We start from the raw sequence: 23059 nt of genomic DNA, 5'->3' as shown, positions 1-23059 counted from the left end.
ACAACAATGACAACAAGTTACCTTGATTTGATCAATCGCGGTGCACAGCACCATCGAGACAGAACGGCGATTGTGTTTGGTGATGCTAGGTTGACCTTCACTGAGGTGGACGAGCTGAGCAGCCAGCTCGCACATGCATTGGCCTCGCTGGGAGCCAACAGAGGTTCCACTGTCGCACTGCTCATGAACAATGGGCTTTACAGCGTGCCGATGGATTTTGCGTGCGTGAAGGGCGGTATCAACAGGGTTCCGATCAACTCCCGGCTGTCACTTTCCGAGCATGTCCGAATGCTGACGGACACACACTGCCAAACCCTGGTATTCGCTCCTGATCTGATTGAGCGCGCCACCGCTCTGCACGAGCAGATTCCTGGACTCGTCGCTCATGGTCTGGGTGTTTCTGTGGAGGGCGGCGTTGACCTTCTTGATGAGGCAAGTCGGCATAGCAAAAAATGCCCAAAAGTTGGCGTTCAGCCAACGGACTATGCAGTGACCCTTTTTACTTCCGGTACCACGGGAACTCTAAAAGCCGCTCAGCACACCCAGGCATCCTATGCGGCAGTTTGCCAGAATATCTTTCAGAATTTCATCGACATTGCCCCTGATGACTCAATGCTACATGCAGCCTCACTGATTCATGCGAGCGGAGTATTTGTCCTGCCGTTCTGGCTGCGTGGCGCTCGTACTGTGATCATGCCTGGCTTCGACCCGCAGGCATACTTGCAGCTCATTCAGAAGGAAAAAATCACGTCGGTGAACATGGTGCCGACCATGCTGCAGATGCTACTGGATCACCCGTCTTTCCACGGCACGGATCTATCGTCGCTGCGTCACATCATCTACGGCGCCTCTCCGATGCCTCGACCAGTCATAGAGAAGGCCATTTCGCTGCTTGGGCAGCACCGGTTCTGGCAATACTTCGGACAGACCGAGTTTCCCCTGGCGATTGCTGCCTTACGACCTGAGGATCATGTACCCGAGCTGCTTGGTGCATGTGGTCGACCCTCGATAGATGTTGAAATTCGTTTGGTCGATGAGGCCGGGAATGATGTTCCTGACGGCAAAGAGGGGGAAATTGCCGTGCGTGGCCCCTCGATGATGGCCGGTTACTTCAATGCGCCCGCTCTTAACCAGGAGATGTTCTTCGATGATGGTTGGCTGCGTACTCGAGACGTGGGCATCTTCGATGAGCGAGGCTTTCTGCATCTTAAAGACCGCACCTCGGACATGATCATCTCCGGTGGCTACAACGTGTATCCGCGAGAGGTCGAGGACGTCCTTCTCGCTCACCCTGCTGTGGCGGAATGTGCTGTGGTAGGGCTAAAGGATCCCAAATGGGTTGAAGTCGTAACGGCTGTAGTGGTGCTCAAACCGGGTCAAGTGAGCACGGAGTCTGAGTTGATCAACTTTGTCGCCGCCCAAGTGGCCTCCTACAAGAAGCCTCAGAAGGTCATCTTCGTCTCAGCGCTACCGAAGACGCTAATTGGCAAGATCAACCGACGTGTGCTCCGAGAGGAGCTAGCAGCTTCCTAGGTTTCTGGGGCACGATTGTTGTCGGTAGCTAGCTGCTTAGCATTCATCCTGCCCGATATGCTGGCGCAGAAAAGCCAAAATACCGGGGTCAGAGGGGGCCTTGGCAATTCAGTCTGCGTCTATGCCGCGACCATCATGATCGCACACCTTGAGGCCCTCCTTGAAAATGAGGTAGACCCCTGCCCAGGGATCAAGTGATGTTTTTTATGCCACGTGTATTATGTTGACAGTGATAACAATTCCAACATGGTAGGTGGGTGGGCATGAGCATAATTGATAAATTGAAGTTTAATACCGTTTATTATCGAACAATCAAGACTTCAGTTGTTTCAATTGTAAGTGGGGTGGTTTTCTTTCCAATCATCTGGCTGGGGATTTGGCTAGAGATAGACTGTGTTAGAAGTGGAGGGACGATTTTATTTGCAATCTCTTTTACAGTGGCATTTGTTAGTTGCTTGTTCTTGTTGTTGTATGTGCTCTACTTTGCATTGAAAGAAATATTTGATTTTAAATAAATGTAACTGCGGGCAAGTAGGTGAAATGAAGAAGAAACTTATAAGATTCTTTTTGGTGGTTTGTCCTGTTTCGCTATTTTTATCGTTTCTCTGTTATTGTATGCTCTCGGCACTGAAAATAACCGGCTCTGAAGTTTTGAGTGTGGCGGTATTTTGGGCTTTTAGTATGAGTTGGCTATTTTCTCCGGAAAATAGCCTATTTCTTGGTTTGAAGAATTTATATTGGTTTGACTGGCTTGTCGCTATTGTGTTTTCAGTGGTGATGGCGGAGCCTTTCATGCAAAATCTTTATCAAGGCGCGGCAATGTTCTTGTGCATGCTATTCCTTGCCGTGACTTTTGCATTGCGGGTACGGTGTCGGTCGAAAAAAGGGAGGCACGTTAAGTTCTGAGTGTGAAAGAAATGGGGGTAGATTATCTATTGTCTTTTTTGAACTTCTTCCGGCTAGAAAAACTGTCGCCTTTTCGTAGGTGGATCCGATTGTTATAGCTTTACGACGCGGCCGCTACCAACTTCCCTTCCGCCTTCTTTAATAACAAAGCTCGCTCCTACTTTAAGTGGAGAATAATCGACTTGCTCATAAGGCAAGCGGACTGTAACGAGAACCTCCACGCCAAACTCCGGCGCAACACTGCACCCCATGAACTGCACACCCAGGTACTCATCCCTGGGGCGACCATCAACAACAATATGAGGTCGATACAGTCCATTCCTCAAGTCTGGCAGATGCTTCCTGCCTCCGTTGCCCGGCGAGGTAAATGTAATTGCCAGATCCATGGTACCTACTCTTTATCAGCTATAATGCGCCAATAACAGGAGCCGAACCGAGAACGCAGTGTAGCGCGAAAAATGGGCGCAGCCCATGTGCGAAACGAAGTGAAGGTTTGGTTTTCTATTGATTGGTTTGTTTAGTATTTTAGTCACCGATGCGGCTCCATGACTCAAACGGTATATTATGGTTTTGCATGAACTCATATAGGTTGGCCGCCTTATCATTACTGAATTTTTCTCCAAGAAGGTTGAGGATATTTCCGTTACCTCCAATTGCCTCTTTAAATCTTGGAATATCTTGTTTTTTTATTGTCCAATACCACTCATATTCCGAACAACCAAAGGCACCTTCAACACCGTCACCCAAGTCTTGCCCCTCAAAAACTAGATTCCCATTCTCTTTGATTTTCAGCGCCGAGAAATCTATAGCCTTCAGCATTCCGCTCCTCTCTTAGGATGATCTTCTTTTTCATAAACAGATTAAACATGCTAGGTTCCTATGACACCTAACGATAAGCTAAGTGGCTGCAAACCACCACTAAACTCAAAATAACTACCGTAAACACACTAGTCGGTTTGAATCAAGATCGCCACAGGTTTGCAGTCCGCCTTAAGCGCCTTGTGATGTGCGCACTTATTACTTATCCAAAATAACGTCAAAACCGCCATAAATAATGCGCTTACCATCAAATGGCATTGGGTTATTTTCAGGATTCATTCGAGGGTCATCCATTATTCGCTGCCAAGCAGAATCTCGGATTTCTTTTGAGGGCCAAACAACCCATGAGAACACTACTGTTTCATTGTCTTGAGCTTTAACAGCCATTGGAAATGAAGTTACTTCACCATCTGGTACTTCACTTCCCCACGTTTCCACAACGTTTAACGCACCAAAATCTTTGAACATTTCGGCTGCTATTTTGATGTGTGTAATGTACTGCTCTTTATTCGCTGTTGGGACAGCGGCTACAAAACCATCGACATATGACATAAATAAACTCCTCTCAGTGGAGTTATAACCATAGCCCAGCGACGCAAGAGCACATAACCGGGATTAGGTAGTCTTCCGTGCTAATCCATTCGCGAGGAAGGCGGTATAACTCCGGGAAAAGGCAGTCTCAAAATCAAAAAATCGCCGTCTTTCAATAGCTTAGAAAACGCAACATAGACCAAGGCCTATTCGCTTGACCTCCACATTCCACACTTTCATGACTACCGGATCGGTATACACAAAGCTACTGGCAGCGTGCAGGCACGCGAGAGGCCGTGTGGAAATCAACGAGCGACAAAGGGGCGCAGTGAGCATACGGCATAACGCGACAGGCCCGATTTTTCTGGCTTTGGGCAACAACGGGCACCCGTCAAAACGGGTTCAATCTCCCTTCTTCCCGCCATACAGAAAAGCCCCGAACTGCATTGCAGGTCGGGGCTTGGTTTTTCTGCTTTCCCGGAAAGTCCCGGCTTTCGCCAGGAGCCTTCTCGCTTCAGACCTTGTCCAGATCGGAGGCGTGGTGCCGTTCGGGTACTTGCTCCGATTCGTCGCCCCAGGTGCGGTTGACGCGGCGGCCGCGTTGTACGGCTTCGCGTTTGGCGATTTCTTCGGCCCAGCGCAGTACGTGCGGATATTCGTGAACGGAGAGGAATTCGGCGGCCGAGTAGACGTTGTTGCGCACCAATTCGCCATACCAGGGCCAGACGGCGATATCGGCGATGGTGTAGGTGTCGCCGGCCAGGTAGCGGTTGTCGGCGAGGCGTTGGTTGAGCACGTCCAGTTGGCGCTTGGTTTCCATGGTGAAGCGGTTGATGGCGTACTCGTACTTTTCCGGGGCGTAGACGTAGAAGTGGCCGAAGCCGCCGCCCAGGTAGGGCGCCGAGCCCATCTGCCAGAACAGCCAATTGAGGGTTTCGGTACGGCCTGCCGGATCCTTGGGCAGGAAGGCGCCGAATTTTTCTGCCAGGTAGAGCAGGATCGAGCCGGACTCGAACACGCGGATCGGGGGCGTGGTGCTGCGGTCGAGCAGGGCGGGGATCTTCGAGTTCGGGTTGACGCCGACGAAACCGCTGGAAAACTGGTCGCCCTCGCCGATGCGAATGAGCCAGGCGTCGTATTCGGCGCCGGCGTGGCCCTGGGCAAGCAGTTCTTCCAGCAGGATGGTCACCTTCACGCCGTTGGGGGTGGCCAGGGAGTAGAGCTGCAGCGGGTGTTGGCCGACCGGCAGTTCCTTCTCGTGAGTCGCCCCTGCGACCGGGCGGTTGATCTTGGAGAACTGGCCACCGGATGCTGCCAGGTGTTGCCAGACCTTCGGCGGTACGTAGGTGGATTGGGTCATCGATGCCTCGCTTGTCGAAGTGTGACGGGTGCAGTTGCAGCCAAGGCTATCTGGATTGCGCCCGAAATTTGAATGCATAGCGTGCATTTGGATTATCGGCTTGGATGATAGTGCCTGCCGATGATGGCGTTCGTCAGGCGTCGTGGCGGGTTATAGGGCACTTCTAAAAACGTAGGCGAGGTAGCCAGCGCAAGGCAAAAACGGCCGAAAAAGCGCAGTTTACGTGTTGTAAATGAGCATTTTGAGGCTGTTTTTAACGCAGCGATGGCAACGCAGGTAGTTTTTAAAGGTGCCCTATAGGGGGAGGGGATGTTTCGCCCGTTTGCACGTCGTTGGGATTTTCCGGCGTAGCGAAGCCCCAGTCGCCGTGCAGGTACCAGTCTTCACCGAGCATTTCCGCCGGGTGCATGGTGCGATCCGCGCCGTTGCCGCAGGCCAGGTCAGTGGCCGGGCAGTAGCGGTCGAGCCCAAGGGTCTGTTCCCGTTTCGTGCGTGGCCGCGCCGGAGCCAGTTTTTGCGCGAGGCAAGGCGCGAGGAGCGAAGTTTGGTCATTCCAAATAAACGACGAGTAACGCAGCATCGCGCAAAAACTGGCCCGGCCCTTCGGGTTGTGCGGCAAATGGCGCCATGCCGCGTTGCGGGACTTGGCAAGGGAATGACCATTACCTGCGTCCCGCGCCTTGCTTGGCGCCATTTGGCGCTACAACGCGGCTCGCGAACGAAACGGGAACAGACCCTCGATGCGTTCGGGGTGTTTCGGCTGGAGAGGGAATTTCTTGCTCATGGCGCCACCTTGCGGCAGGTCGTGACGTCAGGCTAAGGGCGCAGGTCTCGACCCATCTTGATCGAGGTCAAGGGGCTGCCTGACGAGCATCGATATGGCGCTCTCGACTCTGCTGTCGAGGCATCAGCCCCGGTAAAGCTTGCGCAGCAGGTGCAGCAGTTGTTCGCGTTCTTCACCATCCAGAGCGCTGGTGGAGTCCTGGTCGCTTTGTGCGGCGATCTGTTTGAGTTCCTTCAACTGGGTTTCCCCGGCCTTGCTCAGGAAGATGCCGTAGGAGCGTTTGTCCGGCTTGCAGCGCAGGCGCATGGCCAGGCCGAGCTTCTCCAGTTTGTTGACCAGCACCACGGCCTGTGGTGGCTCGATGGCCAGGGCTCGGGCGAGTTCGGCCTGCATCAAACCGGGGTGCTGTTCGATGATCATCAGGGCGGTGAACTGCGCGGGACGCAGGTCGAAGGCTTCCAGGCGGGTGGAGAGGTGCTGGAAGACTTTCATCTGCGCGCGGCGCAGCACGTAGCCGAGGTAGCGTTCGAGCGCCTGGTCGAGAATGGCGGGGTCGGGGATCTTTTCGCTCAGGTCGGGTGTTCTGGCCATAGTGTCTGCGTTGATGAATTTTCCAGTTAAGCAAGTTAATCATTCTGCTGGCTGGGCTGCCATGATGCCAGCATTAATTGCCGCTGGTGTCCTGGCTGGCGTGCTTCTTCAGGCGGTAGGCGAACTGCGCGCGGGTCAGGCCGAGCAGGCGGGCGGCGGCTGCCAGGTTGCCTTCGGCCTTGCTCAGGGCGTCGTCGAGCAGGCGCTGTTCCAGACGTTCGATGTCTGGCTCGATGTGCAATTGCTGCAAGCGTTCGAGCAGGTTGTCCGGGCCGCTTTCCGGGCTTTGCGTGCTGCTGGAGAGAGTGCCGCTCTGGCTCAGTGAGTAGAGCTGCGGTGGCAGGGGCTCGTTGTGGAACAGGTGCAGGATGTCGATGGGCCGGCCTTCGTCGCTGGCGATCAGACCGCGCTCGATCAGGTTCTGCAATTCGCGCACGTTACCGGGGAAGTCGTACAGCAGCAGCGCCTTGAGCGCGCGCATGGTCAGCCCGGCAGGCGTGCGCTGGTATTCGCGGCAATAGCGGCTGAGGAAGGCATCCACCAGCAGGGGGATGTCGTCGCGCCGTTCGCGCAGTGGCGGCAGGCTGATGGGGTAGACATTGAGGCGGTAGAACAGGTCTTCGCGAAAGCGCCCGGTCTGCACTTCCTGGCGCAGGTCGACGTTGGTGGCGGCAACCACGCGTACGTCCACCTTGATCGGCTGGCCACCGCCGACACGCTCCACTTCGCGCTCCTGCAGGGCGCGCAGCAGCTTGCCCTGGCCGGGCAGGCTGAGGCAGGCGATTTCGTCGAGGAACAGGGTGCCGCCATGGGCGCGCTCGAAGCGCCCGGGGCGTGAATGGCTGGCGCCGGTGAAGGCGCCACGCTCGACGCCGAACAGCTCGGCCTCGATCAGGTTCTCCGGGATGGCGGCGCAGTTGAGGGCGACGAAGGGTTGCTCGCGCCTTGGGCTGAGGCGGTGCAACTCGCGGGCGAACAGCTCCTTGCCAGCGCCGGATTCGCCGCCGATCAGCACCGTTGCCGGGGTTGGCGCGACGCGCTGCAGGGCGTGGCGGGCGGCTGTGAACGCGGCGCTGGCGCCAATCGGGATCAGTTCGCCCGGCTCGCTCGCGCTGCTGCGCAGGGGCGCCGTGGCCTGGCTGGTTGCCGGCGCCGGGGAAGCGTTGGCGTAGAGCAGGGCGAGGTCGGCGCTGACATCGCCCCATTGTTCGGCGGTCTTGCCGATCACCCGGCACACCTTGTGGCCCATGGCCCGGCACTCCACCTCGCGGAAGATCACCAGGCGCCCGAACAGGCCGCTGACGTAGCCGGTGGCGTAGCCGATCTCGGTCCAGCAGGCCGAGTCTTGGCCGACGCCATAGGCGGCGATGTGTTCGTCCGCCTCGCAGGAGTGGTGCCAGAGGAATTCGCCTTCGTAGAGGCCGGTGTCGGCATCGAACTTGAAGTGCAGCGGCTCCACCTTGGTCATGCCTTCGAGGGTGTGCAGGCGCGTGCCGGCGAAGAACACGGCGGTGCGGTCGGCCTGTGGCCAGCGTGTGCGGATCAGGTGTGCGTCGCGCGCGCCGGACTGGTAGCCGGTACGGGTGAACAGCCCACGCGCGCGTTCCAGGCCAAGGTTGTCGATGAACTCGCGGCGCAGGGCGCCGAACGAGGAGCCATGCATCAGCAGCATGCGCTGGTCGTTGAGCCAGATGCGCCCGTCACTGGGGGAGAAGAACAGGCATTCGGCCAGTTCCGCCGTGGTCGGCGACTGATCCTGCTGCAACTGCGAGCTGTCGCCGCGTAGCGGGCTGGGATCCTTGCCTTGGGCGAAGTCGCTGAACAGGTGTTTGGGCGTCTCCATGGGTGTCGACTCGCTTCATCAAATCATCAATGGGTAGATAGTTAATTAGCATAACTTTGATCATTTGCGTAATTTCAGTTTGGCAAGAAAAGCCCGTCGACTGCTCGAAAGCTGGACGAAAGTGCCGGATTAGAGCCTCCGCATGAGTTTTCTCGGCGAGTGGGCACAGCGCTTGCTCTAGTGCTTGCAAGGCCTGGCTCGCGACCGATACCGCGAGCGGTGCCCTCACAAGTACAAGAACATCGGAGTGCGATATGTCCGCAGTCAAAGAGGCTGGTTTCCTGCGCGAAGAGCAGTGGCGCGAGAAGATTTTCAACGGCGCCTGGGTCACCCCGCTGGGTGGGGTGAACACCGTGCGCGAACCTGCGACCAATACCCCGCTGACCATGACCGGTCTGGCCAACGCCGCCGACGTGGAGCAGGCCTGCCGTGCCGCCAGCCAGGTGCAACCGGCCTGGCATGCGTTGGGGCCAAGGGAAAAGGCGCTGATCTTCCGCCGCGCCGCTGGCTATGCCGAGGCGCATTTTGCCGAGCTGGCGCTGTTCGTGGCGAGGGAAACCGGCGGCAGCATCCTCAAGGGCAGCCATGAAGTGCGTGAGACCATCGTCCTGCTGCACCAGGCGGCCGGGCTGCTGTCCCAGGGCCATGGCCTGGTACTGCCGAGCGAGGCCGGCCGCCTGTCCTATGCGCGGCGCGTGCCGCACGGTGTGGTTGGGGTGATCTCGCCGTTCAATTTCCCGCTGGTGCTGTCGCTGCGTTCAGTGGCGCCGGCGCTGGCCGCTGGCAACGCGGTGGTGCTCAAGCCCGATCCGCAAACGCCGGTCAGTGGTGGTTTTCTTATCGCCCGCCTGTTCGAGGCTGCCGGGCTGCCCCAGGGGCTACTGCAGGTGCTGCCGGGCCATGCCGAGGCCGGTGTGGCGCTGTGCGAGAACCCGCAGGTGAAGATGATCGCCTTCACCGGCTCCACCGCTGCCGGGCGCAAGGTGGCCGAGACGGCCGGGCGCACGTTGAAGAAGGTGGCGCTGGAGCTGGGCGGCAAGAATTCGCTGATCGTGCTGGAGGACGCCGACCTGGAGTTGGCCGCCAGCAACGCCGCCTGGGGTGCCTGGCTGCACCAGGGGCAGATCTGCATGGCCACCGGGCGCATCCTCGCCCACGCCTCGATTGCCGAGGAGCTGACCCGTCTGCTGGTGGCCAAGGCCCGCGCCCTGACGGTGGGCAATGCCGCCCGCGGCGAGGCGCATATCGGCCCGTTGATCAACGAGCGCCAGCACGCGCGGGTCTGCCAGATCGTCGAGGCCAGCGTCGCCGCGGGTGCGCGCCTGGAGGAGGGTGGGCCTGCTGACGGCCTGTTCTACAAGCCCAGCGTGCTTTCTGGCGTGCGCCTCGGTATGCCGGCTTTCGACGAGGAAATCTTCGGCCCGGTGGCCTGTGTGGTGCCCTTCGATGACGACGACGAGGCGGTCGAGCTGGCCAACGCTACCGAGTATGGCCTGTCCGCTGCGGTGATCTCGCCCTCGGTCGGGCGTGCCATGGCCATCGGCGAGCGCCTGCACTGCGGCCTGCTGCACATCAACGACCAGACCGTGGCCGACGAGTGCATCAACCCCTTCGGCGGGCGCGGCAATTCCGGCAACGGCGGCAGCGTCGGCGGCCCGGCGGACTGGGACGAATACACCCAGTGGCAGTGGGTGACCATCAAGGATACGCCGCCGCGCTATCCCTTCTGACCGAGCTTTTAGCGAACACAACAAGAACAAGAGGACGCAAAACATGAATCTGCAAGGCAAGACCCTGGCGGTGACCGGCGTCGCCTCCGGTATTGGCGCCGAGACCGCACGCCTGCTGCGCTTTCACGGCGCGCGGGTGATCGGCCTGGATCGCAGCGAACCGCACATGAGCCTCGACGGCTTCGTCGAGATCGACCTGGAGCACCCGGCCAGCATCGACCAGGCCGTGGCCCAGCTGCCGGCGCAAATCGACGGGCTGTGCAACATCGCCGGTGTGCCCGGCACGGCCAACCCGCACCTGCTGGCGCGGGTCAACTACCTCGGCCTGCGTCACCTGACCGAGGCCGTGCTGCCGCGCATCAAAGCCGGCGGCAGCATCGTCAACGTTGCGTCGATTCTCGGCGCGCAGTGGCCCGAGCGCCTGGAGCAGCACAAGGCACTGGCGGCCACCTCAGGCTTCGCTGCTGGCGAGGCCTGGCTGGCGGCCAACCCGGTGCCGCCGCAGACCTGCTACCAGTACTTCAAGGAGGCGCTGATCGTCTGGAGCATCACTCAGGCGCAACCCTGGTTCATGGCCCATTCGGTGCGCATGAACAGCGTGGCACCGGGGCCGGTGTTCACGCCGATCCTCGGTGACTTCGTGGCCATGCTCGGTAGCCAGCGCACCGAGGCCGACGCCCACCGCATGAAGCGCCCGGCCTATGCCGACGAGGTGGCGGCGGTGATCGCCTTCCTCTGCGCCGACGAGTCGCGCTGGATCAACGGCATCAACCTGCCGGTCGATGGCGGCCTGGCCTCCACCTATCTCTGAACCCACGAGGTCGTAGCACCCCTGTAATGCGGCTGCCTGTGCCGGCAGCCGTTGCCTCTGCACAACAAAAACAATGAGGAACGACATGAAGCACATACAAGCGAATACCAGCGTTCGCTCGCTGGCCCTGGCCGTCAGCCTTGCCAGCAGCGTGCCGGCCATGGCGGCGCAGATCGATCTGGGCGACAGCGACTGGAAAATGCGCTGGGACAATACCCTCAAGTACAGCCAGGCCTGGCGCCTGAACCGTGCCGATGACCGGCTCACCAATGCGCCCACGGCGGGTGGCCTGTTCCCCTCGATCCAGAGCCAGGGCGACAAGAATTTCAGCCGTGGGCTGGTTTCCAATCGCCTCGACATCCTCTCGGAGATGGATCTGAGTCATCGCAACTACGGCCTGCGCGTCAGCGGCGCGGCCTGGTATGACTTCGTCTACAACGACGACACCGACAGCAGCGAGCAGCCGCATTTCCTGTCCAAGACCCGCGACCTGCACGGGCGTGACGCCGAGCTGCTGGACGCCTTTGTCTACCTGCGCGGTGAGCTGGGCGACACCTCCCAGGGCGTGTTGCGCCTGGGCCGGCACAGCCTGGTCTACGGCGAAAGCCTGTTCTACGGTGGCAACGGCATCGGCGCCGCACAGGGGCCGACCGATGTGGTCAAGCTGCTCAGCGTGCCGGGCAGCCAGTTCAAGGAGATCCTGCGCCCGGTCAACCAGATTTCCGGGCAGTTGCAGATCAACCCGCAGCTCTCGGTGGGCGCCTACTACCAGTTCGAGTGGGAGCGCTCCAACCTGCCGGGCGCCGGCAGCTACCTGAGCGACCTCGACGGCATTGGTGACGGTTCTGGTGCACTGACCGACGCCACCGGAGGGCGCACCCTGCACGCCAGCGACATCGAGGCCAAGAACAGCGGCCAGGGCGGCGTGCAACTGCGCTTCAAACCCGAGGGCACCGAGCTGGAGCTGGGCCTTTACGCAGCCCAGTACCACGACAAGGCACCCAGCGGTCTGTATGGCTACGTCAACACCGCCGGGCCGTCGCCCGTGCTTGCGTCCTATCGCCAGGTGTTCGCCGAGGACATCAAGACCGTCGGCGCCAGCTTCTCCACCGCCCATGGCGACTTCAACTTCGCCGGTGAGGCCTCGCTGCGCTGGAACGCGCCGCTGGTCAGCAACCTGCAGGTGATCGCGCCCGGCCAGGCGGCAGACAACAACGGCGAGGCGCGTTACGCCAAGGGCCGCACCGCGCACGTCAACCTGTCGACCATCTACCTGCTGTCGCCGTCGGCGCTCTGGGATGGTGGCTCGATCCTCGCCGAGCTGGCGTGGAACCGCACCTTGAGCGTCACCGACAACCGCGCCGCGCTGGACAGCAACACCACCCGCGATGCCACGGCCCTGCGCGTGCTGGCCGAACCTGCGTACTTCCAGATCGCCGATGGCCTTGATCTGAGCGTGCCGATCGGCGTCGGCGTGGTGCTCGATGGCCGCTCCTCGGCGGTGAGCAAGTCCGGCTTCGGCAACACCCATGCCGGCGACTGGAGCGTGGGCCTCAAGGCCACCTACCTGCAGCGCTGGGAGATGGGCCTGAACTACGTGAACTTCTTCGGCGCGCCGGAAGCCGGCCTGCGCGAAGACGGCAACTTCAGCTACGCGCAATCGCTGGCCGACCGCGACTTCGTCTCGCTGTACGTGAAGACCACTTTCTAAGAACAACAACAGGTGTAATGACCATGCCTAACAAGACACTGATTTCCACCCTCTGCAGCCTGGCCCTGCTCACTGGCGGCCTGGCGCAGGCTGCCGTTTCCCCCGAGCAGGCCGCGCATCTGAAGACCGATCTCACCCCCATGGGCGCAGAGCGCGCCGGCAATGCCGACGGCAGCATCCCGGCCTGGGACGGCGGTTATACCCAGGTGCCGGCCGGCTACAAGAGCGGCGACAAGCGCGCTGATCCCTTTGCCGGGGAGAAGCCGCTGTACAGCATCAACGCCGCCAACATGAACCAATATAGCGAGCTGCTGGCCGAAGGCACCAAGCTGCTGATGGGCAAGTACCCGGACTACCGCCTCGACGTCTACCCGACCCATCGCAGTGCCGCCGCGCCGCAGTGGGTGTATGACAACACCTTCGCCAACGCCACCCGCGCCCAGCTCGACGTGGCCACCGAGAAGGTCAGCAACGCCTATGGCGGCATCCCGTTCCCGATTCCGCAGAACGGCGCCGAGGTGCTGTGGAACTATCGCCTGTCCTGGCAGGGCGGCGACACCATCAGCTCGCCCTTCGACACCTGGCTGATGACTGCTGGCGGCAAGAAGGTGCAGGCCACCCGCGCGCAGTATTCCTACCAGTTCCCCTACTACTTCGAGGAGGGCAACCTGGAGAGCTTCGGCGGCAAGTACCTGTGGGGCAAGCTGTACACCGAGCTGCCGTCCTCCAAGGCCGGTGAAGGGCTGATGACCCACTGGGACGTCGACCCTTCGGTGCGCGCGGCCTGGCAGTATCTGGTGGGCCAGCGCCGGGTGCGCCGTGCGCCGAACATCGCCTACGACACGCCTGATTTCGTCACCTCCGGCGTCGGTCTGTTCGACGAAGCTTTCATGATCTTCGGCCCGACCGATCGTTACGACCTCAAACTGGTGGGCAAGAAGGAGCTGCTGGTGCCCTACAACAACAACCGCGCCGCACTGGCCAGCAGTGACGAACTGGTGCAGCCGCGCTTCCTCAACCCGGATCTGGTGCGCTGGGAGAAACACCGCGTGTGGGTGGTGGAAGCCACGCTCAAGGCTGGCAAGCGCCACGTGGTGCCACGCCGTACCTACTACGTGGATGAGGATTCCTGGCAGGTGCTGCTGGTGGACGGCTACGACGCTCAGGGCCGCCTGGGTCGGCAGATGTACAGCCTGACCCTGCTGGCACCGGACATGCCGGCCCTCACCGCGCAGGTGATGTGGGGTAGCTACAACCTCGACACCGGTGCCTACTTCCTCAACTCATCGAGCAACGACCTGAAGGTGCAGTACCAGAAGATCCCTCGGCCTTCTGCCTCCTTCTTCACCCCCGATGCCATGGCCAACTCCAGTATCCGTTGAGTCGAGCGACCGGGGCGGCGCTGCTGCCCCGGCCTTCGAGGAGGTTTCGATGAAAGTCTTAGCGAAAGGGCTCGGCGGGCTCGTCCTGCTGCTGGCCGGTGTTTTCGCCCTGGCCGTGCAAGCGGCCCCCGCCGTGCTGGAGCGCCCGGCGCTGCAAAGCGCCAAGGCCGAGCGCAGCGTGATGCTCGGCCTGGCCCGTGCCGGGCAGCGCCTGGTGGCCGTGGGCGAGCGCGGCATCATCCTGCTGTCCGATGACGATGGCGCGCACTGGCGCCAGGTAGCGGTGCCGGTCAGCGTCAACCTCACCGCCGTGCAGTTCGTCGATGCCCAGCAGGGCTGGGCGGTCGGCCATCTCGGCGTGGTGCTGCACAGCAGCGATGGCGGTGAAACCTGGCACAAGCAGCTCGACGGCATCCAGGCCGCCAGGCAGATCCTGCAGGACGCCCAGGCGTCCGGCGATGAAACCGCCATCGCGCAGGCCCAGGCGATGGTCGACGACGGCCCGGACAAACCCTTTCTCGACCTGCACTTCCAGAATGATCGGGTCGGCTATCTGGTCGGCGCCTACAACCTGATTCTGCGCACCGAGGACGGCGGGCAGAGCTGGCAGAGCTGGATGCAGCACCTGGACAACCCGCAGGGGCTCAACCTCTATGCCATTCGCGCCTGGCGCGGCGACCTCTACATCGCCGGCGAGCGCGGCTTGCTGTTGCGTTCCACGGATGGCGGTGAGCGTTTCACCGCCTTGCCATCGCCCTATGAGGGCAGCTTCTTCGGCCTGCTTGCCGCCCGGGAGGGGCTGTTGGCTTATGGCCTGCGTGGCAATGCCTGGTGGTCGGCCGATGGCGGCGAGACCTGGCAGGCGCTGGATACCGGCGTGGAATCGGCCCTGGCCGCCGCGCTGGAGCTGGCCGACGGGCACTTGCTGCTGGCCGGGCAGGGCGGTGAGCTGCTGGTCGCGCAGCCGGGCAGTCGCAGTGCGCGCAGCCTTTCGCTGCGCCTGGCTCCGGGCCTGGCCAGCGTCGTCCAGGCCGCCAATGGCAGCCTCGCCAGCGCCGGCCTGAGTGGCGTTGCCACCGAGCAAATCCCTGAACAGTCGGCCCAGCGCTGAGTGATCCCCTGTCTGCGTGGCGGGTGCCACGCCTGAGGAGTGCGTAGTGAAATTCGAGAGTCCTGCCGATGCCGAGCCGACCGTCGCCGCGCATCTGGATACCTTCGATCCGCGTTCGGGCAATGTCGTCGAGCGTGCCATCTTCAATCACCGCCTGCTGGTGATCCTGCTGTGCCTGGTGTTGACCCTGCTGCTCGGCTGGCAGGCACGCGGCATCGGCATCAATGCCAGTTTCGAGAAAACCATCCCCACCCAGCACCCTTACATCGCCAACTTCCTTGCCCAGCGCAGCGAGCTGAGCGGCGTCGGCAACGTGCTGCGCATCGCCGTGGCCACCCAGCAGGGCGACATCTTCAACGCCGCCTACCTCGACACCCTGGCGCGGCTCAACGACGAGCTGTACCTGCTGCCCGGCGTCGACCGGCCCTACATGAAGTCGCTATGGACGCCGACCACGCGCTGGACGGCGGTGACCGAAGAAGGCCTGGACGGCGGCACGGTGATCCCCGACGGCTACGACGGCTCGCCCGCCAGTCTCGACGAGGTGCGCGCCAACGTCGCCCGCTCCGGCGAGATCGGCCAACTGGTGGCCAGTGACATGCATTCGAGCGTGATCTTCCTGCCGCTGCTCGACCGTAACCCGCAGACCGGCGAGCCGCTGGACTACGCCGCGCTGTCGCAGCAACTGGAAGCCTTGCGCGCCAAGTACCAGGCCGAGGGCGTGAGCATCCACATCACCGGTTTCTCTAAGATCGTTGGCGATCTGCTGGAAGGCCTGGGCCAGGTAGCGCTGTTCTTCGTTATCGCCGTGCTGGTCAGCGTGGCCATGCTGTTGGCCTACACCCGCTGCCTGCGCAGCACCTTCGCCGTGGTCGCCTGCTCGCTGGTGGGTGTGCTCTGGCAGGTGGGCTTGCTGGCGTCGCTGGGCTACGCGCTGGATCCCTATTCGATCCTGGTGCCCTTCCTGGTGTTCGCCATCGGCATGAGCCACGGCTCGCAGAAGATGAACGGCATCATGCAGGACATCGGTCGTGGCCTGTCGCGCCTGGTGGCGGCACGCATGACCTTCCGCCGCCTGTTCCTTGCCGGGCTCACCGCGCTGATCAGCGATGCGGTGGGTTTTGCCGTGCTCTGGGTGATCGACATTCAGGTCATCCGCGACCTGGCCATCACCGCCAGCATCGGCGTGGCGGTGCTGGTGCTGACCAACCTGATATTGCTGCCGGTGCTGCTCAGCTACACCGGGGTCAGCGCCAAGGCGGCGCAGCGCAGCCTGCGCGACCAGCAGGGCGGGCACGAACGGCATCCGTTGTGGAGTGGCCTGTCGCGCTTCGCCACGCCGCGCCGGGCGGTGGCGGCGCTGTTGGTCGGCGCCGTGCTGGCGCTGGGCGGCAAGCTCGTCGGCAGCCAGTTGCAGATCGGCGACCTCGACCCCGGTGCGCCGGAGCTGCGCGCCGACTCGCGTTACAACCGCGACGCCGCCTTCATGACCACGCACTATGCCGCCAGCTCGGACATCTTCGTGATCATGGTGCGCACCCCCGAGGATCAGTGCACGCGCTACAACACCCTGGCCGCGGTGGACGAACTGGCCTGGCGCCTGGAGCAATTGCCGGGGGTGGAGGCGACCAACTCCATGGCCAGCCTGAGCAAGATGGCCAGCGCCGGCTACAACGAGGGCAACCTCAAGTGGTACGAGCTGATCCCCAACGAAGGCGCGCTCGGCGCCGTGCAGACCCGCGCACCGCGTGAGCTGTTCAACCAGGGCTGCTCGCTGCTGTCGCTGTACGTCTACCTGGCCGACCACAAGGCCGCCACCCTGTCGCGGGTGGTGGCCGAGAGCGAGGCCTTCATCGCCCAGCAGTCGCTGCCCGACGTCAAGTTCATGCTCGCCGCCGGTAGCGCCGGTATCGAGGCGGCCACCAATATCGTGGTCGAGAAGGCCATGCACGAGATGCTCTACTGGGTCTACGGCGCGGTGATCCTGCTGTGCTGGATCACCTTCCGCAACTGGCGCGCGGTGCTCGCGGCGATCCTGCCGCTGATGCTTACCTCGGTGCTGGCCGAGGCGCTGATGGTGGCCCTGGGCATGGGCGTGAAGGTGGCGACCTTGCCGGTGATCGCCCTCGGCGTGGGCATCGGCATCGACTACGCGCTGTACGTGCTCAGCGTGTTGCTGGCGCGGATGAAGGCCGGCGACAGCCTGGTCGAGGCCTACTACAGTGCGCTGCTGGCCACCGGTAAGGTGGTGCTGCTCACCGGCCTGACCCTGGCCATCGCCGTGGCCACCTGGGTGTTCTCGCCGATCAAGTTCCAGGCCGACATGGGCATCCTGCTGGCCTTCATGTTCCTGGTGAACATGCTCGGCGCGCTGATCCTGCTGCCAGCGCTGGCCTGGCTGCTGTTGCCGCGTGGTGGCAAGCAGGTGGCGGGTTGATGGGGCGTCTGGCGTTGACCCTGGCGCTATGCGCTGCGGCCTCGCTGAGTTGGGCACAGCCGTCGCTGCGCACCCAGGCGGTGCTGCTGACGGCCAACGCCCTGGTGTATTTCGACGCCGACCCGCGTGCTCGCCCCGACGAGCGCCACCTGGCGCGTATGCAGCAGGCTCGTGACGGGCTGCGTCGCCAGCTCGACCAGCAGCCCTGGCCTGCACCTTTGCGCCAGGCAGTCGAGACCCTGCTGGCTCGCCACGCAGAGCTGGCCCGCGTACCTCGCGAGCAGGCACCGCGTTACCCGCAGCTACTGGTGGCCTTGCTCGATGCCCGCCTGCAACTGGAGGCGCAGCTACAGCAGCATGACTCGCCGACGGACGCACCGCGCCAGGTGCTGCAGCGCCTGAATCAGACCATTGGCGAGTTGCTGCTCAACGCGCTGGCACGCAGCGCGCGGGTGCTGGGGGGCCACTCGCTCAATCTGGATCAGAGCGGTTTTATTGCCCTGGATGAGCAGATCGAAGCGGATTTCGCCAGCGCGACCGCGCTGCTGCCCGAACGGGCCGAGGCGCTGCACAAGCAGCGCCTGGCCTACCGCTTCGCACGCAAACGTCTGCTCGACACCACTCCTGGTCAGGCCGATGGCAGCCTGGAGCGTTATATCGGCGATGTGTTGCTGAGCCTCGACAATCTGCTCGATGCCCCTCTGTCCGACCCGCCGTGACGAGAACTCTGCGATGAAATTAGTGCAAACCCTCGGTGCCAAATTGTTACGTGCGTTCGCCAAGCGGATGAAAGCCAGCTTCGTTTACGCCCGTTCCGAGTATCCGCTGCATGCTCGCGAAACCCGTTATATCCAGACGCCGCAAGGGCGCGCTCGGGCCTTGTTGTACTGGCCGCAGACGCAAGCCGAAGTTGCGCTGCCGGTGTACCTGAACCTGCATGGCGGTGGCTTCATCGCTGGCGTGCCGGAGCACGACGACAGCTACTGCCGGCGCCTGGCGCACAACCTCGGCTGTCTGGTAGTCAACCTCGACTATGTACTGGCGCCTGAGCATCCCTTTCCGGCGGGCCTGAACCAGTGTTATGCGGTGTTGGAGTGGCTGGCGGACAACGCCGCCGAATTGGGCATCGACCCCTGGCGCATGGCAGTCGGCGGGCACAGTGCCGGCGGCAACCTGGCCACTGGCGTTGCCGCCTTGGCGCGCAATCATCAGCGCCTGCGCGTGGTGCATCAGGTGATCGACTACGCCGCGCTGGATCTGGCCGCGCCGGCCGAAGGCAAGACATCACCGCTGGCCAAACCGCTGCTGCGGCCCGGACTGATGAACTTCTTCGTGAGCTGTTATCTGGCCGACCCGGCACAGGCGCGCGACCCGCTGGCCTCGCCGGCGCTGGCTTCGGTCGAGCAACTGCGTGGGCTCCCTCCTGCAACCTTGATCACCGCCGAATACGACGTCTTGCGTGAGGAGGGCCAAGCCTACGCCGCCAAGCTGCGTGACGCCGGCGTCGCCGTGCAGGAACGCCTGTTCGCCGGCTGCGACCACATGTTCACCCACCTGGGGCCGGATGAGTCCGCCGAACAGGCCTGGCAACTGATCGAAGACGGTTTGCGCGGCGCCTTTGCCAGTCGCTAACGATCAAGCCGCCCGTGGCCCGGATGTAATCCGGGATCGGCTGACTCAAATCCCCGGATTGCATCCGGGCTACGAACACCCGCTTCCGCAAGCGTGATGGGGGCGTCAAGGCAGACGCGCACCAAGCTTCCAGCCACACCAAACCATCCCCTCTCCCCTCGGGGAGAGGGTTAGGGAGAGTGCTACAGGCGGCTCGCAGGCTTCAGGCTACGAACACCCGCTTCCGCAGGCGTGATAGGGGAGTCAAAACAGGCGAGTGCCCAAGCCTCCAGCCACACCAAACCATCCCCTCTCCCCTCGGGGAGAGGGTTAGGGAGAGGGGGCTAGGCTACATAGCGCCTCAACAAAATAGGCGCCGTTCCTTGCGTCCGTAGGGGGCGCTGCGCGCACCAGCCCTTACAGATCCAGCACCAGGCAAGCACTGCGCGCGCGCGAGCAGCAGGGAGTGAACTGGTCGTTGCGAGCCTTTTCCTCCTCGCTGAGAAACAGGTCACGGTGCTCCGGTTGGCCATCCACCACACGAGTCAGACAAGTGCCGCAGATGCCCTGGCCGCACGATACCGGGATGTCGAAACCGGCGTCCTCCAGCACCTCCAGCGCGCTGCGATCCTCCGGCACCTGCAGCTCCAGACCACTGCTGGCGATGCGCAGGGTGAAGGCGCCACCGCCGCTCTCAGCCTCCGGCGCGGCGAAGTACTCGCGGTGCAGGCGTTCTTCCGCCCAGCCTTGGGCGCGGGCTGTGTCCAGCACGTATTCCATGAAGCCATTGGGGCCGCACACATAGAGCTGGCTGCCAGCCGGCTCGGCAGCGAGCAGGGCGGGCAGATCGAGCTTCTGCGCTGCGTCGCCATCGTCGCGGTGCAGATGCGTGTGCGCGGCGAAGGGCGCGCTGGCCAGGCGTTCGGCAAAAGCGGCGAGCTTGGCTGAGCGCACACACTGGTGCAGGTCGAAATCCGCGCCGATGGCATACAGACGCCAGGCCATGGCCAGCAGCGGGGTGATACCGATGCCCCCGGCCAGCAGCAAGCTGCGCGGTGCCTGCTCGTCCAGGGCGAACAGATTGCGCGGCGCACTGATGCTCAGGCGCTGGCCGATGCGCAGCAACTCGTGCACGGCCTGCGAGCCGCCGCGCGAGGCCGCGTCACGCAATACTGCGATGCGGTAGCGCTGGCGCTCGGCTGGGTCGTTGCACAGCGAGTACTGGCGGATCAACCCGTTGGGCAGGTGCAGGTCGATATGCGCGCCGGCCTCGAAGGGCGGCAGCGGCACGCCATCGGCCGCCACCAGTTCCAGGCCGAGGATGCCCTCGGCCTCCAGGCGCATGGCGCGGATGATGACCTCGATCATGATGCGCTCCTGGCCAGGATCTGCCCGTCGCCCTGAGCCTGCTCGGCCTTGACCAGACGCTCGATGATGCGCCGCGCCTGTACGCCCCCAGCGTCGATATTGAGCTTGAGCAGGTTGCGCTCCGGGTGGCGCAGCAGGTTGCGTTGCTGGCGTTCGAGCATCTCCAGGTCTTCGCTGAAAATCTTGCCCTGGCCTTCGCGGATGCGCGCGGTGAGTTCGGCGTCATCCACCTTGAAGCGCCGCGCCATGCCCCAGAAGTACCAGATGGAGGTGTCGTTCTCCGGGGTGATGAAGTCGACCACGATGCTGCTGGCCTTGTACTGATCGGGCGCTTCATAACCGCCATGCCCGGCAATGGCCACGCCCACCTCGATCAGTACATGGCTAGGCGGGGTGAAGCGGCAGATCTGCCAGCGATCCACCGGTGCGTCCTCGTCCAGGCCGTTGGCGCGCAGCGCCGCGCGCCAGAAGGGCGGGGCGGAGATGTTTTCCATGAAGCGACTCGTGATCACCTCGCTGCCTTCGACGCGAGTGTTGACCGGCGCCTCGTCGATCTCCTTCTGGCCGATGCTGCTGGCGTGCACGTAAGTTTCGTGGGTCAGATCCATCAGGTTGTCGACCATCAGCCGGTAGTCGCAGGCGATGTGATAGAGGCCGCCACCGTAGGCCCACTCGGGGCTTTCGGCCCACTCCAAGTGCGGCAGTTGCGCCGGATCGGCCAACTCCTCGTCACCGGGCCAGACCCAGATGAAGCCGTAGCGCTCGATCACCGCGAAGCGGCGGATACAGGGGAAATGCTGCACGCGTTGGTTGGGCATGGCGGCGGTCTTGCCATCGCAGCCCATGGCCAGGCCGTGGTAACCGCAGACCAGCAAATCATCCTCGACGTAACCCAGCGACAGCGGCGCGCCACGGTGCGGGCAGAAGTCCTCCAGCGCTACGGCGCGGTTTTCCGGGCCACGGTAAAACACCATCGACTCGCCGCAGATGGTGCGGCCCAATGGCTTGCTATCAATCTCGTCCGGCGTGCAGGCAACGTACCAGGCATTCTTCGGGAACATGGCAACCTCCTCGAGGCTATTGTTGTTATTGGATCCAATAGTCCGCCTGCGAGGGTTGAATTGCCAGCTAAAGCCAGGTTTATGGATCCATTAATGGGCGTTAATCGCACGAAATGCCGAATTGACCTGGTCATTGGCTGCCGTAGACTGGCGCCATTGGATCCAATAAGGAGAAGTCATGAGCGGGCCGGGACAACGGGTGCTGGCGCTGCTGCGGCAGATGATTGCCGAAGGCAGCCTGACGGCGGGCGAGCGCATCGCCGAGATCCCCACGGCCGAGCGCCTGGGGGTATCGCGCATGCCGGTACGCATGGCGTTTCGCGTGCTGGAGCAGGAAGGCCTGCTGATTCGCCATGGCGCACGCGGCTACGCGGTGCGCCAACTGGGCGAAGAGGAACTAGCCGGCGCGGTGGAAGTGCGCGGCGTGCTGGAAGGCCTGGCCGCCCGTCAGGCCGCCGAGCGCGGCGTCTCCGAGGCTGTGCGCGCGGTATTGCTGGAATGCCTGGCGCAGGGCGACCAGCTATTCGACAAGGGCTACCTCAGCGAAGAAGACCTGGCCCGCTACCACGACATCAACCTGCGCTTTCACCAGGCCCTGGTGGAAGCCAGCGGCAACCCGGCCATCGCCACCGCCCTGGCGCGCAACGACCACCTGCCATTCGCCTCGGTCAGCGCCCTGGCGGTGGACCGCGCCCACCTGGATCGCGAATACCGCCGCTTCAACTTCGCCCACCTGCAACACCACGCTGCAGTCGACGCCGTACTCGCCGGCCAGGGCGCCCGCGCCGAAGGCATCATGCGCGAACACGCCAACGCCACGCTGCGTTACGCCCGTCTGTTTGGTACGGAAGAGGGTGCTAGCAGTAGGCGGACGGTGATACAGCGGGGTGCTCAAAAGGCGGAGTAGCAAGAGCCTCTTCTACAACGGCCTGGCTATTCAGCCGCAGCGAGCTGCGTAGCCCGGATGCAATCCGGGAACCGTGCAGAGTGCCTATTTGGTGAGCGCCATGGTGGAAAGCGTTTGAGAGCTGCTGATAAAACTATGATTTGGAAGGCTTTTCAGTACCAGGCGTAACGGCATGGTGCGAAGTTAAATGGAACGTTCTACTATCGGATTAGTACTGCCTTCCATCTAATCAGTGTTGACGATGAAGACTATAAAGCACCAGATCGAGATCGAGTGTGGTCAGGAAAAACTGTTTGATATCACTCAAGACTATACAAACAGGCTTGCGTGGGATTCCTACTTGACGGAAGCCTATTTGCTTGATGGTGCAGAGTGCGCTGGTTTGGGCGTCTATTCGTATTGTAAAAATCGTTTCGGCTCGATAATGGTTTCTCGTTATATCTCATTCAGTAAACCATATGTGGCGGCTGTGACTATGGTCAGAGGCTGAGGAATCCCCACAAAAATCCCATTTTGATCAATGGGATAGCTTGAAGACGCCTGCATGAGTCGGGCAGTTTGGT

Annotated in this window: 20 protein-coding genes; 11 read left to right on the top strand and 9 right to left on the bottom strand. The window is 62.0% G+C overall.

Annotated features, from left to right (window positions below):
- The first annotated feature begins 6 nt into the window (after nucleotides 1-6).
- The gene (locus ACSVIK_RS12095; RefSeq protein WP_442444565.1) at nucleotides 7-1533 is read left to right on the top strand and encodes a class I adenylate-forming enzyme family protein; all 1527 of its coding nucleotides are present in this window, start codon (nucleotides 7-9) and stop codon (nucleotides 1531-1533) included.
- A gap of 540 nt (nucleotides 1534-2073) precedes the next feature.
- Nucleotides 2074-2439: a hypothetical protein gene (locus tag ACSVIK_RS12090; RefSeq protein ID WP_442444564.1), complete on the top strand. Its 366-nt coding sequence runs from the start codon at nucleotides 2074-2076 to the stop codon at nucleotides 2437-2439.
- 92 nt (nucleotides 2440-2531) lie between these two features.
- Here ACSVIK_RS12090 and ACSVIK_RS12085 read toward each other — a convergent pair whose 3' ends face one another.
- The 7 genes from ACSVIK_RS12085 to ACSVIK_RS12055 form a co-directional block, all read right to left on the bottom strand.
- Entirely contained in the window at nucleotides 2532-2825 is a 294-nt protein-coding gene (locus ACSVIK_RS12085; RefSeq protein WP_442444563.1) for a hypothetical protein, read from the bottom strand.
- 139 nt (nucleotides 2826-2964) lie between these two features.
- On the bottom strand, nucleotides 2965-3258 hold the full coding sequence (locus tag ACSVIK_RS12080; RefSeq protein WP_442444562.1) for a hypothetical protein: 294 nt from the start codon (nucleotides 3256-3258) through the stop codon (nucleotides 2965-2967).
- Nucleotides 3259-3456: 198 nt separating this feature from the next.
- A complete protein-coding gene (locus ACSVIK_RS12075) occupies nucleotides 3457-3810 on the bottom strand; it encodes a DUF1428 domain-containing protein (RefSeq protein WP_442444561.1) in 354 nt (117 codons plus the stop codon).
- 493 nt (nucleotides 3811-4303) lie between these two features.
- Nucleotides 4304-5149, bottom strand: coding sequence for a glutathione-dependent disulfide-bond oxidoreductase (gene yghU / locus ACSVIK_RS12070; RefSeq protein WP_442444560.1), 846 nt, complete (start codon nucleotides 5147-5149; stop codon nucleotides 4304-4306).
- 283 nt (nucleotides 5150-5432) lie between these two features.
- On the bottom strand, nucleotides 5433-5660 hold the full coding sequence (locus tag ACSVIK_RS12065; RefSeq protein ID WP_442444640.1) for a DUF3079 domain-containing protein: 228 nt from the start codon (nucleotides 5658-5660) through the stop codon (nucleotides 5433-5435).
- A gap of 396 nt (nucleotides 5661-6056) precedes the next feature.
- Nucleotides 6057-6524: a MarR family winged helix-turn-helix transcriptional regulator gene (locus tag ACSVIK_RS12060; protein ID WP_268182654.1), complete on the bottom strand. Its 468-nt coding sequence runs from the start codon at nucleotides 6522-6524 to the stop codon at nucleotides 6057-6059.
- A gap of 73 nt (nucleotides 6525-6597) precedes the next feature.
- Entirely contained in the window at nucleotides 6598-8367 is a 1770-nt protein-coding gene (locus ACSVIK_RS12055; protein ID WP_442444559.1) for a sigma 54-interacting transcriptional regulator, read from the bottom strand.
- A gap of 254 nt (nucleotides 8368-8621) precedes the next feature.
- On the opposite strand from ACSVIK_RS12055, the gene ACSVIK_RS12050 reads away from it, so the two are divergent.
- The 8 genes from ACSVIK_RS12050 (at nucleotide 8622) to ACSVIK_RS12015 (ending at nucleotide 19181) form a co-directional block, all read left to right on the top strand.
- Entirely contained in the window at nucleotides 8622-10097 is a 1476-nt protein-coding gene (locus tag ACSVIK_RS12050; protein WP_442444558.1) for a benzaldehyde dehydrogenase, read from the top strand.
- 43 nt (nucleotides 10098-10140) lie between these two features.
- Complete coding sequence (locus ACSVIK_RS12045; protein WP_442444557.1) at nucleotides 10141-10908, top strand: coniferyl-alcohol dehydrogenase; 768 nt, start codon at nucleotides 10141-10143, stop codon at nucleotides 10906-10908.
- 85 nt (nucleotides 10909-10993) lie between these two features.
- Nucleotides 10994-12619 (top strand): DUF1302 domain-containing protein, encoded by a 1626-nt coding sequence (locus ACSVIK_RS12040; RefSeq protein WP_442444556.1) that lies wholly within the window; start codon nucleotides 10994-10996, stop codon nucleotides 12617-12619.
- A 17-nt stretch (nucleotides 12620-12636) separates the two neighbouring features.
- The gene (locus ACSVIK_RS12035) at nucleotides 12637-14001 is read left to right on the top strand and encodes a DUF1329 domain-containing protein (RefSeq protein ID WP_442444555.1); all 1365 of its coding nucleotides are present in this window, start codon (nucleotides 12637-12639) and stop codon (nucleotides 13999-14001) included.
- Nucleotides 14002-14050: 49 nt separating this feature from the next.
- Nucleotides 14051-15112 (top strand): WD40/YVTN/BNR-like repeat-containing protein, encoded by a 1062-nt coding sequence (locus ACSVIK_RS12030; RefSeq protein ID WP_442444554.1) that lies wholly within the window; start codon nucleotides 14051-14053, stop codon nucleotides 15110-15112.
- Between the two features lie 46 nt (nucleotides 15113-15158).
- A complete protein-coding gene (locus ACSVIK_RS12025; RefSeq protein ID WP_442444553.1) occupies nucleotides 15159-17549 on the top strand; it encodes an efflux RND transporter permease subunit in 2391 nt (796 codons plus the stop codon).
- Nucleotides 17549-18268 (top strand): hypothetical protein, encoded by a 720-nt coding sequence (locus ACSVIK_RS12020; RefSeq protein ID WP_442444552.1) that lies wholly within the window; start codon nucleotides 17549-17551, stop codon nucleotides 18266-18268. Before ACSVIK_RS12025 ends, ACSVIK_RS12020 begins: the two co-directional genes overlap by 1 nt.
- 13 nt (nucleotides 18269-18281) lie before the next feature.
- Nucleotides 18282-19181 carry an alpha/beta hydrolase gene (locus ACSVIK_RS12015; protein ID WP_442444551.1) on the top strand — a complete coding sequence of 300 codons (900 nt, stop codon included), beginning with the start codon at nucleotides 18282-18284 and terminating at the stop codon, nucleotides 19179-19181.
- 396 nt (nucleotides 19182-19577) lie between these two features.
- On the opposite strand, the gene ACSVIK_RS12010 is transcribed toward ACSVIK_RS12015, so the two are convergent.
- Entirely contained in the window at nucleotides 19578-20528 is a 951-nt protein-coding gene (locus ACSVIK_RS12010) for a PDR/VanB family oxidoreductase (RefSeq protein WP_442444550.1), read from the bottom strand.
- Nucleotides 20525-21589 carry a Rieske 2Fe-2S domain-containing protein gene (locus ACSVIK_RS12005; RefSeq protein WP_442444549.1) on the bottom strand — a complete coding sequence of 355 codons (1065 nt, stop codon included), beginning with the start codon at nucleotides 21587-21589 and terminating at the stop codon, nucleotides 20525-20527. Before ACSVIK_RS12005 ends, ACSVIK_RS12010 begins: the two co-directional genes overlap by 4 nt.
- 178 nt (nucleotides 21590-21767) lie before the next feature.
- Between ACSVIK_RS12005 and ACSVIK_RS12000 the strand changes: the two genes are divergently transcribed.
- On the top strand, nucleotides 21768-22496 hold the full coding sequence (locus tag ACSVIK_RS12000; protein ID WP_442444548.1) for a GntR family transcriptional regulator: 729 nt from the start codon (nucleotides 21768-21770) through the stop codon (nucleotides 22494-22496).
- Nucleotides 22497-23059: the final 563 nt, after the last annotated feature.

Source organism: Pseudomonas sp. NCHU5216 (assembly GCF_052156495.1).
In the GTDB taxonomy this organism is placed as follows: Bacteria; Pseudomonadota; Gammaproteobacteria; order Pseudomonadales; family Pseudomonadaceae; genus Aquipseudomonas.
The sequence above is the reverse complement of the archived record's forward strand: the minus strand, read 5'-3'. Positions and strand labels throughout refer to the sequence as shown.